The sequence below is a fragment of the Acidobacteriota bacterium genome (assembly GCA_003225175.1).
Taxonomy (GTDB): domain Bacteria; phylum Acidobacteriota; class Terriglobia; order Terriglobales; family Acidobacteriaceae; genus Gp1-AA112.
Window position 1 is genome coordinate 1 of the sequence record QIBA01000042.1, and the last position, 11,313, is coordinate 11,313.

At 57.0% G+C, this 11,313-nt stretch carries 12 protein-coding genes; 8 read left to right on the forward strand and 4 right to left on the reverse strand.

Translation table 11 applies throughout. From position 1 onward, the window contains the following. The 6 genes from infC to pheT form a co-directional block, all read left to right on the forward strand. A partial coding sequence (infC, locus tag DMG62_10520; GenBank protein ID PYY22916.1) for a translation initiation factor IF-3 occupies positions 1–332 on the forward strand: 332 nt, incomplete at its 5' end. 140 nt (positions 333–472) lie between these two features. Further along, on the forward strand, positions 473–970 hold the full coding sequence (locus tag DMG62_10525; GenBank protein PYY22917.1) for a hypothetical protein: 498 nt from the start codon (positions 473–475) through the stop codon (positions 968–970). Positions 971–1,164: 194 nt separating this feature from the next. Then, positions 1,165–1,359, forward strand: a complete 195-nt coding sequence (locus tag DMG62_10530) for a 50S ribosomal protein L35 (protein PYY22918.1) — start codon at positions 1,165–1,167, stop codon at positions 1,357–1,359. 282 nt (positions 1,360–1,641) lie between these two features. Beyond that, positions 1,642–2,007: a 50S ribosomal protein L20 gene (locus tag DMG62_10535; GenBank protein ID PYY22919.1), complete on the forward strand. Its 366-nt coding sequence runs from the start codon at positions 1,642–1,644 to the stop codon at positions 2,005–2,007. 147 nt (positions 2,008–2,154) lie between these two features. Next, positions 2,155–3,267 (forward strand): phenylalanine--tRNA ligase subunit alpha, encoded by a 1,113-nt coding sequence (locus DMG62_10540; GenBank protein ID PYY22920.1) that lies wholly within the window; start codon positions 2,155–2,157, stop codon positions 3,265–3,267. A gap of 216 nt (positions 3,268–3,483) precedes the next feature. After that, entirely contained in the window at positions 3,484–5,565 is a 2,082-nt protein-coding gene (gene pheT / locus DMG62_10545; protein ID PYY22921.1) for a phenylalanine--tRNA ligase subunit beta, read from the forward strand. A gap of 335 nt (positions 5,566–5,900) precedes the next feature. Here pheT and DMG62_10550 read toward each other — a convergent pair whose 3' ends face one another. Genes DMG62_10550 through DMG62_10560 form a run of 3 tightly spaced genes read right to left on the reverse strand, consistent with a single transcriptional unit; the run spans position 5,901 to position 8,674 of the window. Further along, positions 5,901–6,986: a hypothetical protein gene (locus tag DMG62_10550; GenBank protein PYY22922.1), complete on the reverse strand. Its 1,086-nt coding sequence runs from the start codon at positions 6,984–6,986 to the stop codon at positions 5,901–5,903. A 3-nt stretch (positions 6,987–6,989) separates the two neighbouring features. After that, entirely contained in the window at positions 6,990–7,718 is a 729-nt protein-coding gene (locus tag DMG62_10555; protein PYY22923.1) for a lytic transglycosylase domain-containing protein, read from the reverse strand. Continuing rightward, a complete protein-coding gene (locus DMG62_10560; protein PYY22924.1) occupies positions 7,718–8,674 on the reverse strand; it encodes an HAD family phosphatase in 957 nt (318 codons plus the stop codon). Before DMG62_10560 ends, DMG62_10555 begins: the two co-directional genes overlap by 1 nt. A 325-nt stretch (positions 8,675–8,999) precedes the next feature. Between DMG62_10560 and DMG62_10565 the strand changes: the two genes are divergently transcribed. Beyond that, positions 9,000–9,440, forward strand: a complete 441-nt coding sequence (locus DMG62_10565) for a hypothetical protein (protein ID PYY22925.1) — start codon at positions 9,000–9,002, stop codon at positions 9,438–9,440. Between the two features lie 271 nt (positions 9,441–9,711). After that, positions 9,712–10,431: a hypothetical protein gene (locus tag DMG62_10570; protein ID PYY22926.1), complete on the forward strand. Its 720-nt coding sequence runs from the start codon at positions 9,712–9,714 to the stop codon at positions 10,429–10,431. A gap of 156 nt (positions 10,432–10,587) precedes the next feature. Here DMG62_10570 and DMG62_10575 read toward each other — a convergent pair whose 3' ends face one another. Beyond that, complete coding sequence (locus DMG62_10575; GenBank protein ID PYY22927.1) at positions 10,588–11,229, reverse strand: protein-L-isoaspartate O-methyltransferase; 642 nt, start codon at positions 11,227–11,229, stop codon at positions 10,588–10,590. Between the last annotated feature and the right edge of the window lie 84 nt (positions 11,230–11,313).

An 11,313-nucleotide genomic window follows, 5' to 3' on the forward strand; every position in this document is an offset into this window, starting at 1 on the left:
CCATCAAGGAAGTGAAGTTCCGCATCAATGTGGACGAGCACGATTACGAGTTCAAAAAGAATCACGTACTGCGCTTCCTCGAACAGGGCGACAAAGTAAAGGCCACTATCTTCTTCCGCGGCCGCGAAATGACCCACACCAATTTGGGACGCCAGATTCTAGAGCGCCTGTTGAAAGAAGTTGGCGAACGCGCGGTAGTCGAGTTCCGTCCGCGAATGGAGGGAAACACGCTGCACGCCATCCTTGCGCCTCCGAAGAAAGTCGAAGGCAAGAAGCAGCAGCCTCCACCAAGGCCGCAGCAAGGCAATCCACCGGCGACGCAACAGGCCTGAGAAGAATCGGGTGATCGGGCCATCGGGTGATCGGGTGAAGTAAGAACCTCCGTGAATCACCATGTCGAAGCTGTTGTCCAGTAGTTTAGGACCTTAGAATCTTCCCGATGAAATCTCCGGAGCGATTATTCGTACTTTTTATGTGCCTTCTCGCGTTCGCTGCCGGGAAGCAAGAGCCCCGCGTCGACGCCGCTCCTCTTACAGGAGCATGGCTGCAAACAGACCTGAGATGGGAGAAAGCTCCTGCAACTATCAATCCTCGCTTGCAAAACAGCCAAGCCACGATCCTGTATTTCGATGCAGACCACACTTTCGCGATGCTCGTTTGCGTTGTGAATCGAATCCCGGGAGAGTACACGACGATCAGCCACGGTGATGGCCTGGCTCTGTGGCGTGGACAGTGGATTGCAGACCGAAGAGGAATCGCGATCTGGTATAAGTTCGTGCCCGCGCGTCCCAGGCAGTGGCCTGAAGGCCCCATTGTGGAACAGGGGATTCAGCATGTGACCATCCACCAAACACATGATCTGCTCAGCTTTGGCGACATGAAGTTCAAACGCGAACCCAAACTTGACGACGGTGCACGCGACGCAGAGCTCACCCAAAGCGATGTGATTGAGACAACTCCGATACGATAAAACGCTATGGAAGCCCAGCTCAGGGCCGGCAACGTCCAAGATCTGAGGTTCGGCTCTTACTTCACCCGATCACCCGATGGCCCGATCACCCGATTCTTCCCGATTGGTCATGTTGGCCCGTAATCGCATATACTTAAGAACGGTCCTCAGCGAGCAGACCTCGCTGGGGATTTGAATTGTTTGCAGAGGAACGAATGCCGAAACTGAAGACCCATAGTGGCGCTGCTAAGCGCTTCAAGAAGACCGCCAGCGGTCGGGTGAAGCGTGGGCATGCGTTCATGCGCCATATTCTTACTTCGAAGAAGAAGAAGACCAAGCGGCGCCTGGACCTGGATACGTTGGTCGACAAGGCCGACGAGCGCAAAGTGAAGCGCATGATTCCGTACTGAAGGACGGCGATCGGCTGTCGGCATTCGGCGTTCAGCCACGAAGCATTCTGGTCGAGATCAGCATCTGGATAGACTGAATGAGCTGTTCGCGTGGGACTCCCAGAATGGTTCATGGCCGAACGCCGAGAGCCGAGTGCTGAAAGCCATCCTCGCGCTCCGTTGATCCCGCAACGCGCAGGATCTGAGATGAGCACAAGAGCTCGTCCGGAGCAATCGCGTGTGAAGAGGTAATCATCCTTACCTCCAGCCGCATAACCGCAGTCAAAAAAAGGAGACTCGCCGATGCCTCGCGTAAAACGCGGAACCAAGCGGCGCGCCAAGCGGAAAAAGATTCTTGAGCGCGCCAGTGGATATTTCCTAACTAAATCAAAACTCTATCGCAGCGCCAAAGAGAGTGTGGAGCGCGGACTGAAGTTCGCCTACTCCGGACGCAAGCAGAAGAAGCGCCAGTACCGCTCCATCTGGATCGTGCGCATTAACGCCGCCGCCAAGCTGAACGGCATCAGCTACAGCCAGTTCATCGATGGACTCAAGAAGTCCGGAGTGGAACTGGACCGCAAGGTGCTGGCCGAGCTCGCGGCTAACGACGCGGCTGCGTTTGCGACGCTGGCAGCGCAGGCCAAGACGGCTTTGGCTAAGTCGGCCTAACGTTGTCATTCCGAAGCGGGCGTAGTTTGCCCGCGAGGAATCCCTATAGTCACGTAAGAGTATGGGCATGGTAGGGATTCCTCTCTTCGCACGACTTCGCTTCGCTACGTCATGCTCCGCTCGGAATGACAATCGAAAAGAAGCGCCATGTACACCGTCCCTAAGCTCGAAGACTTCTCCCCATCCGCTCTCGACGCAGCGGCCCGAGACTTGAAGTCTGCCCTGGAGGGTGAGAGCGCGGCGATCGCCAGCGAAGCTGAGTGGAAGATCCTCCGCGATCGTTGGATGGCGCGCAAAAACGGCGTGCTCACGCTACTCAACGATCAGTGGCTGAAAGCGGCTCCTGCTCCGGCCAAGCGCGAAGTCGGCCAGCGCGTTAACGAAGTCAAAAAGATCGTCGAAGAACAGATCGATGCAGCTCTCACTCGCGTCAGTTCCGCGGTTTCAGCTTCGCGTCTGCAACAGGAACGCGTCGATATCACATTGCCCGGAAACCGGCGCAAGCTTGGCATTGAGCATCCGCTCATACGGACGATGAATGAGATCGTCGAAGTCTTCAAGCGGATGGGATACTCGGTCGCCGAAGGGCCCGAGGTCGAGACCGATTACTACAACTTCGAGTCGCTCAACTTCCCTCCCAACCATCCCGCGCGCGACACGCAGGACACGCTGGTAATCAAAGGGCAGCAAGGCAAGCCGCTGCGCGAGCGCCTGCTGCTGCGCACGCATACTTCACCGGTACAGATTCGCGCCATGGAGAAGCAGCCGCCGCCGCTTCGTATTGTCGTTCCCGGAAAGGTACATCGCGCTGATACGGCTGACGCGACGCACTCGCCGATCTTCCACCAGGTCGAAGGACTTGCCGTCGATACGAATATCACTTTCTGCGATTTGAAAGGCACGCTCGACCAAGCGGCGAAGGCAATGTTCGGATCCAGCGTGAAGACGCGATTCTATCCTTCGTTCTTCCCATTTACGGAACCGAGCGCCGACATGCAGATCTCCTGCTTCAAGTGCGGAGGCAGCGGACGTCTGAACGGAGAACGCTGTGGTATGTGCAAGTCCACCGGTTGGATCGAGATTCTCGGTTCGGGAATGGTGGATCCGAATGTGTATGGTTTCGTCGATTACGATCCAAAGAAATACAGCGGATTTGCGTTTGGCATGGGAGTGGAGCGAATCGCGATTTTGAAGTATGGAGTCGACGACATTCAGCTGTTTTATCAGGGAGATGTCAGGTTTTTAAGGCAGTTTGGGTAAAGACAGTTTTCTAAACTGTCATCCTGAGGCCTTATTTTGGCCGAAGGATCTCCCGGAATGTTTCAGGCGAAATTGCACTGTCCCGGCTCTTCGGCCCCAGATTCTCGTGAAAGAGCCAGGAAGGTGCAATTTAGTCTGGATCATTCCGGGAGATCCTTCGGCCAAAAGAGGGCCTCAGGATGACAGGGTTACATATACACCGAATCACTAGCTCACATGCGCATTTCTCCCCATTGGCTTCGCGAGTTCGTCGCGCTCGACATCGATAACATTCGTCTGGCCGAAGACCTCACGCACGCCGGCATTGCCGTTGAGGGCTTCATCGGCGGGGGAGACGCCGTGCTCTTCGAGATGGAGATCACGACCAATCGCGTGGATGCCATGAACCATTACGGCGTCGCGCGCGAGTGCTCGGCGATCTACAACGTCGAGCTACAGCCGATTACGCTGAAGCTTCCGAAGCTGATTCAACCGGAGTCTTTTCCCGTCGAGATTCTGGAGCCAGCGCTCTGCGCTCGTTACACGGCGCGTGCCATACGCGACGTTCGCATCGAGAAGTCGCCACAATACATCGCGGAGCGCCTGCTGATTGAGGGCCATCAGGGCATCAACAACATCGCCGACGTAACCAATTACGTCCTGATGGAGATGGGACATCCGACGCACGCCTTCGATCTTGATCTGCTCGAAGGGGGCAAGATCGTCGTGCGCCAGGCTGTGCATGGTGAGAAGTTAAAGACGCTCGACGGTGTTGAACGTCAGCTGCATGCCGGCGACCTGGTCATCGCGGATGCTGTGAAACCGGTCGCGCTGGCTGGGATCATGGGTGGATGGGACACGATGATCACCGCGAACACGCGCAACGTGCTCATTGAGTCAGCATGGTTTGATCCGGCAACTGTTCGCCGCACGGCACGTCGACACAGCATGCACACCGATGCTTCTCATCGCTTCGAGCGCGGCGCCGATTGGGGCGCAACCACGCTTGCTTGCGATCGTGTCAGCGAACTCGTGCTGGATGCAGCCGGAGGAAAGCTCGCAGGCTATAACGATGAGATCGCGCGCAAAGTAATTCATGCGCCCATTCAACTCGAGCGCGGCGAGTTGCGGCGAATCCTCGGGCAGGATATTCCGGAGGCGGAGGTCTCACGCATCCTCGTCCGGTTGGGATTCGGACTCACAGAAGTGCGCGCCGGCTCGAACGGAGCGCCTGAGGAAGGCGCTCGGCTAACACTCCTTCAGCCGCCCGAAGTATATACAGTCGACATCCCAACGTGGCGCATGGACGTGGAACGCGAGATCGACTTGATCGAGGAAGTCGCGCGCGTTTACGGCTTTAACAATTTCGCGAATACCTTGCCATCGTTCTCTGGCGGAGTGGTCGAACTGCCTCACGCATTGCCGGAAACGAAGACTCGCAGCCGCCTGCTCGCGCTGGGATATGACGAGACTGTCTCGCCTACATTCATTTCGAGCGACGATGCTCAGCGGTTTTCGTCTGCTCAGGCTGTCGCCGTGGAGAACCCTTTGAGCGAGGAAGCGCCCCTGCTGCGCAATTCGCTGCTGCCCGGAATGCTCAACCAGCTGGCGTGGAACTTTAACCGCGAAGCGAACGACGTCCGGTTATTCGAAATGGGAAATGTCTTCGCGATGTCCAATGAACGGGTGGAGCAGAAGAAGATAGCCTGTTTCGCCGCTACGGGATCGGCCGGGGAGAAGGGCGTTGAGCTGCAACCGCGTGCTGCGGATTTTTTCGACTTGAAAGGCGACACAGAGGCGATTCTGGATGCATTTGAGAACAAGTCTCTGCAGTTCGTGGCGCCCGCGTCGGGGTACTTTCATCCCGGACGTTCGGCTAAGGTCCTGCTGAACGGCGAAATTATTGGCGAAATCGGACAGCTTCATCCAGACGTAGCGGCAGAGCGCAAGTTCAAGCAAGAGGTCTGGATCGCCCAACTAGAGCTCGATGGCCTGTTCGCAGTTCCCCTGCGCGAGCCGCGCTATCAGCGGCTGTCCCGCTACCCATCGGTGGAGCGCGATTTCTCGCTGTTGCTCGATAATAGGGTTACTTACGAGGACTTGCGCAGCGCGATCGAAGCTCTCCAGATTCCCGAACTGGAATCCATTGAGCCACGCGAACTCTTTCGCGGCTCCGGCGTGCCGGAGGGAAAGTACTCGTTATTGCTGCGCCTCATATTTCAGTCAAGTGAGCGGACTCTGCGCGACGACGAAGTAGCCGGCTGGAGCCAGCGCGTGATTTCGGCGGTGCAGGCGCTGGGTGGAAGCTTGCGGGCTTAGCGCATCGGCTGCCAGAGTCAAAACCAAAACAATAGCGGCGCTCGAACATGGGTGGGGATTGTAGTGCATGGGCGCGTTGGAGCAAACCAAAACAAAGATCCTTCGACTCCGGCGTCCCCCGCGCCCGCCCCATCGAGCGCAACCGCAGCGCTCGACGGGTCCCCGGAAACGCGCGGGTCCCTCCTGCGCTCAGGATGCTCGGATTTATTGGTATTCTGGGCAGAATTGGAGATCGCGACTTCTTCGCAAAATCGAAATTCTCAATTCGACACGGAGGTTTCCTGTAACTATGAACTCAAGCATCCTGAGCGGAGGCAGGAATGCAGACACACTCCTCACACCGAATCCACCACACCAGGCCGCTCTGCCGCTTCTTCGACTTGCTCTTCTTCAGCGTGCGACTCGGCTCCCAATCTTCGTAGAGAGACATGCTCAACGCGGGCCAGGATCAGTCCGAGCGGAGTTACGGAGACAAACGTCACCAGCCACAGCATGATGCCGCAGCTCGTGGCTAGCTCCTGGGGAGTATTAAAAACGGAATAGAGCGCCTTGATCGTCGACAGCTGCGATCCGCCGCCTACCACCGGGAGCTGCAGAACGCCTCCTGCCACGCTGAACGCCATGAGAATAATTCCGTAGACGAACGTCATGGTGTACACGGTTGCATCCGCGTAGGACTGGAGCACCGCGTAATAGGCGCCTGCGATCAGCATCCAGATGACTAGCGAAAGTGCTGCGATACCAATGAAGGAACTCACATCGTGGATGGTATGCAGGCCTGCGCTGAAGATTCTAATTTTTGCGGCAAAGCGATGAGCCAAGTGGGGCTTGTGACGCAGCTTGCGCTCGACCCAGGACGCAATCTGCTCTCCATTGCGCCAAGCGCTGAAGGCAAAAAAGAGCAGCGAGCAAACAATAAAGATCAGCACTGCGCCCAGCGCTCGCATGATGTTGTATTGGTTTTCGGTGAATGTCTGTAGTGTGCCTGAGAGCAGAAGATCAGCGGCGACGATGATGGTGACCGCCGAGATGTCGAAGATGCGCTCGACCGTCCACACGGCGAATTGCGAGGAGAAGGTCAGACCCGTGCGTCGCGCGATCACCAGCGGCCTGATCACTTCACCGGCACGCCCGAGGAGCGCCAATCCGGCAAAGCCTATGTATTGCGCCGGCAGCAGGCTCCAGAACGGTACGTTCTTCACGGGCTTGAGAAAAATGGCCCAGCGCACCGCCCTGAGTCCGTCGGCGACGTGCACCAGCGCGACGGCGCCGAGGATCTTCCACCAGTTCAGTTGTTCCAGGGACTCTCCGAGTATGTCCCAATCGAACTTGCGCCAGGCATGGACCTGCAAGATTACGAGCGTCGCCAGTATCAACACCACAACTGAGGTGACGATAAGTCGTTTGCGGTCCACGTGGATTCGTTATTTTCCCGAAGCGGTGGGCTGCTTGGCTGCCGCTACCCTGGTTGGCTTCTTGGAAGCCTTGGCGAGACGCTCCTGCTCCAGTTTGCGCCGGTTGAATTCGCGAATGATCTTCGCTACATAAGCGCGAGTCTCGCGGTAAGGAGGAACACCGTTGTACTGCTGAACTCGTCCGGCGCCGGCGTTGTAGGCGGCCAGGGCGCGCAGGGGATCATTGTTATAGCGCGCGAGCAATTCACGAATGTACTTGGCGCCGGCGGCGACATTCTCATTCGCGTCGAAGCTGTTCTTAACCCCCAGCTTGGCGGCGGTGTCCGGCATGAGCTGCATGAGACCTTGCGCGCCTTTCGCAGAAACCGCGGTCGTTTTACCTTCGCTCTCGGCAAGAATCAGCGCATGAATAAAGTCAGAGTCGAGTTGATTTTCCCGGGCGGCCTTTTCTACGATCTGATCGAGGTCCAAAGACGAGGGGCCGGTAAATTGTCTGACTGGAAGCGGCGCCGGAATGGGACTCTCGTCAGGTTCAAAGCTGACGATTTTTTCGCTCTCGATGTCCACGTACTCCTCGCTGTCTGCTTTCAAAAAAAGTCGAGTCCTCGTTCCAATCTGCTGGTGATGGTCGTGGGAGATCGTGAATCCGGTGCGGAGGACGGCGTTCTCGCGAGCATGCAGCGCTGTGGTGGCGAGAGCCACAAGCGCGAGCATCATCCATTTGGGAACAAATCTCATTAATTTGCCAGTACTTCATCAATGGCCGCGGCCACGCCGCAGGCTTCGTTATCCAGTGTTACTGGCCATCCGCTTCGTTTTAAGTCTTCGGAGGCGTTCGCCATCACGAACGGGAAGCCGGCGTACTCCAGCATTTCGATGTCATTGTAATTGTCGCCGATTGCCATTACATGACTGCGTGGAATGCCAAGATGGGCCGCCCATCGCGCCAGGGCCGAGCCCTTGGAACATGCATCGCGCAGAACATCGAGAATGCACAGATCACGGTGGTCATATTGGGTCTTTAGAACGTTGATCTGGCCGGCAAATGTCCCGTCGTTGAGCCGTGCCTCGGCCGGTTTCATCCGCTCCACGGTCCCACAGAACATCGCTTGAACCGGATCGCAGACCAACGCCTTGGTAATAGGAGCTATTTCTTCGATGTACATGCGATTCTTGTCAATCCAGCGCTGAATGTTGGTCCCGAGTTCGTCGGTACGTTCTACCACAATGGCACCGCGTGCGTCTTTGTCGAAAGTCAGCACGGTACAGCCGGAAAACTCTACCATGTGCTCGCAAAGCCGATGGGCAATGTTACGGGGAAGCATATCGGCGTGAAATAGCTCGCCGCCGGTTGAGCGCGTGATAGCGCCATTGGAGCTGATAAGGCAAAACTCGAATCCTAGCTGCTCGGCCACCGGCAGGGCGAAGCGATGACGGCGTCCGGTGACCAGGACGATCTCAACGCCAGCATCATGCGCGCGGCGAAGAGCTTGAAGATTACCTGCGGGAATGTCCAGAGTGGAATCGATAAGGGTGCCGTCGATGTCGACTGCAATCAGGCGGATCGGAAGAGACACTGTGAAGATTCTAGCATTGGGAACTGAGAGAAAGATCGGGTGATCGGACCATCGGGTGATCGGGAAATTTCGTTTAGACGGACGAGTGGCGAAGCTGAATTGGCACACGAAAAGCAAAACAAAAGATCCTTCGACGCCGGTCTCCCGCGCTGGAGAAAGCGCGCGGGAACCCTCCTCCGCTCAGGATGCTTGAGTTCATAGTTAAGACGAAGTCCATGTAGAGAATTGAGAATCTCGATTTCGCGAACAAGCCGCCATCTCCAATTCTGCCCAAAATACCAATAAGTCCGAGCATCCTGAGCGCAGGAGGGACCCGCGCGTTTCCGGGGACCCCGTCGAGCGCGGCGGTTGCGCTCGATGGGGCGGGCGCGGGGGACGCCGGAGTCGAAGGATCTTTTGTTTTGGTTTGCCCCAATCCGCCAATGCACTACAATCCCCACCCATGTTCGACCGCCGCTACTTCGTCTACATGCTGCAAAGCACATCCCGACATACTCTTTACATCGGCTTCACAAACTTCTTGATCGGCCGAGTAATCGAACACCGCACACAAAAACACTCGAACAGTTTCAGCGCGAAATACCGAACATGGCGGCTGGTGTATTACGAGGAATATGGCGACTCGGAGGCGGCGTTCGAGCGAGAGCGGCAATTGAAAGGTTGGAGCCGCGCGAAAAAGGAAGCCTTGATCGTGAGGCTCAATCCACACTGGCGCGATCTTATCGCTGCGTGGGAGGAGAAGTACGGCTTGGAGTTTCGGTTAGACGGACGAATTGTGGCGAAGCTGAATTGGCAGACGAAAAGCAAAACAAAAGATCCTTCGACTCCGGTCTCCCGCGCTGAAGAAAACGCGCGGGAACCCTCCTCCGCTCAGGATGCTTGAATTCGTGGTTACACGAAGCCTCTGTAGCGACTCAAGAATTCCGATTTCCCGAAGAAGCCGCCATCTCCAATTCTGCCCAAAATACCAATAAGTCCGAGCATCCTGAGCGCAGGAGGGACCCGAGCGTTTCCGGGGACCCCGTCGAGCGCTGCGGTTGCGCTCGGGGCTCAAAGATTGCAGGGTCTTCTTCACCCGATCGCTCGATTCTCGTTGGTCCAGGCGCCAAATCCTATTATTGCCTCTTCCATCCATGTCGTATCCTTGACGATCAATGGGACTGCACGGATTCTTTGGCTACGGCGTTATTCTTCAGGCTATTGCCATCCTGCATTTCATTCGCCGCCGTCCTGACACCTATTGGCTTTGGATCATCATCTTTGGCAGCGGAATTGGAGCTTTCATATACATCTGCGTGGAAATGCTGCCGGAGATCGGGATGGTCGGGCGCAGCTTTCAGGTGTTTCCGCGGCGTAGTCGCATTCGCCGATTGGAGGCGTTGATTCTCGACAATCCGTCGGCGGGAAATTATGAGGAGCTTGCTGATCTTTATTTTGAAGATGGCAAGTACGCTCGGGCGCGCGAGTGCTATGACCGCGCGATCTCGACACGAACGGATTCTCCCGATCCCTTCTACCGGCGCGCTCTCTGCCAGCTGAAGCTGGGCGACTATGCGGCGGCTATACACGATCTGCAACATGTCTTTGCCAAGGATTCGCGATATGACTATGACCGCGCTGCCGGCCTGCTCGCGGATGCGCTGGCGAAGAGCGGCCAGACTGAAGCTGCAGGGGCGATGTTTGAGCGCGTGATTCAGACCTCCACGCTCTCGGAGACGCTCGTCAACTATGCTGAGTTTTTGAAGTCGCAAGGCAAGCTCGCGGAGGGCCGCGAGTGGGCTCAGCGAGTGCTTACTCGCAAGAAGACGCTGCCTGGATATCTGAAGCGGCGGGAACGGCTTTGGTTCCGCAAGGCGGCGGCGTTAGCGAAGTAGTTCTTGATTTCAGTTGTCATTTCGAACGCAGCGAGAAATCCTATGGACTTGCGAGACTGCCGGCATCGACCAGTCTTCGCTCAAGCTGGCCTTGCAGGAGTCTGTAGGGACTTTTCGCCGCAACAGCAGCGGCTCGAAATGACATCTCAAGACGCCTCACTCCCGAAACCCCTCCTCCCCAATCAAGGGCACGAACGCGCATCCATCTAGTCTTATCTGACGAACTCCGCCTTCGTCTTTCCGAACCAGCACCAATTCCTGCAGGTCGCGGCTGCCCACCGGAAGCACCATGCGTCCCCCTGTCGCCAGCTGCGCAATTAGAGCCTGCGGGACCTGAGGAGCAGCGGCGGAGACGAGAATCACGTGATAGGGCGCGCGTGGGGGATAGCCGAGCGTTCCATCGCCGACCACGATCTCGACATTTGCGTATCCCAAACGGGAAAGTCGCGCGCGCGCAACTTCGGCCAACTCTGGGTGACGCTCGATGGAGACGACGCTGGCAACGATCTCGGCGAGAAGTGCAGTCTGATATCCCGATCCCGTTCCCAGCTCCAGCACATGATCTTCACGACGAAGCTCGGCGGCCTGCAGCATGGAGGCAACGATGTATGGCTGCGAGATCGTCTGGCAGCAGCCGATGGTCAGCGGCCGATCCTCGTAGGCATGCTCGCGCAACTCCAGCGAGATGAATTCCTCGCGCGGAACTTTTCCGATTGCGGAAAGCACACGCTCGTCGAAGATTCCCCGCGCCTTGAGCTGGCGCTCAATCATGAGGACGCGCTGAAGGTCGAGCGACATGGGCAGGGATAGGGTACAGGTTACAGGGGACAGGGAACAGGGGAGCTGGAGATGAGTAAGGAGAACCGGCCGCCTCGGCCGTGT

What these genes read in the sequence shown, in the direction of transcription:
- pheT (PYY22921.1), top strand. Translation starts at nt 3,484, where the DNA reads ATGCGCATTTCTCCCCATTGGCTTCGCGAGTTCGTCGCGCTCGACATC.
- DMG62_10555 (PYY22923.1), bottom strand. Translation starts at nt 7,718, where the DNA reads ATGAGATTTGTTCCCAAATGGATGATGCTCGCGCTTGTGGCTCTCGCC.
- DMG62_10565 (PYY22925.1), top strand. Translation starts at nt 9,000, where the DNA reads ATGTTCGACCGCCGCTACTTCGTCTACATGCTGCAAAGCACATCCCGA.
- DMG62_10570 (PYY22926.1), top strand. Translation starts at nt 9,712, where the DNA reads ATGGGACTGCACGGATTCTTTGGCTACGGCGTTATTCTTCAGGCTATT.
- DMG62_10530 (PYY22918.1), top strand. Translation starts at nt 1,165, where the DNA reads ATGCCGAAACTGAAGACCCATAGTGGCGCTGCTAAGCGCTTCAAGAAG.
- DMG62_10525 (PYY22917.1), top strand. Translation starts at nt 473, where the DNA reads ATGTGCCTTCTCGCGTTCGCTGCCGGGAAGCAAGAGCCCCGCGTCGAC.
- DMG62_10540 (PYY22920.1), top strand. Translation starts at nt 2,155, where the DNA reads ATGTACACCGTCCCTAAGCTCGAAGACTTCTCCCCATCCGCTCTCGAC.
- DMG62_10535 (PYY22919.1), top strand. Translation starts at nt 1,642, where the DNA reads ATGCCTCGCGTAAAACGCGGAACCAAGCGGCGCGCCAAGCGGAAAAAG.
- DMG62_10575 (PYY22927.1), bottom strand. Translation starts at nt 11,229, where the DNA reads ATGTCGCTCGACCTTCAGCGCGTCCTCATGATTGAGCGCCAGCTCAAG.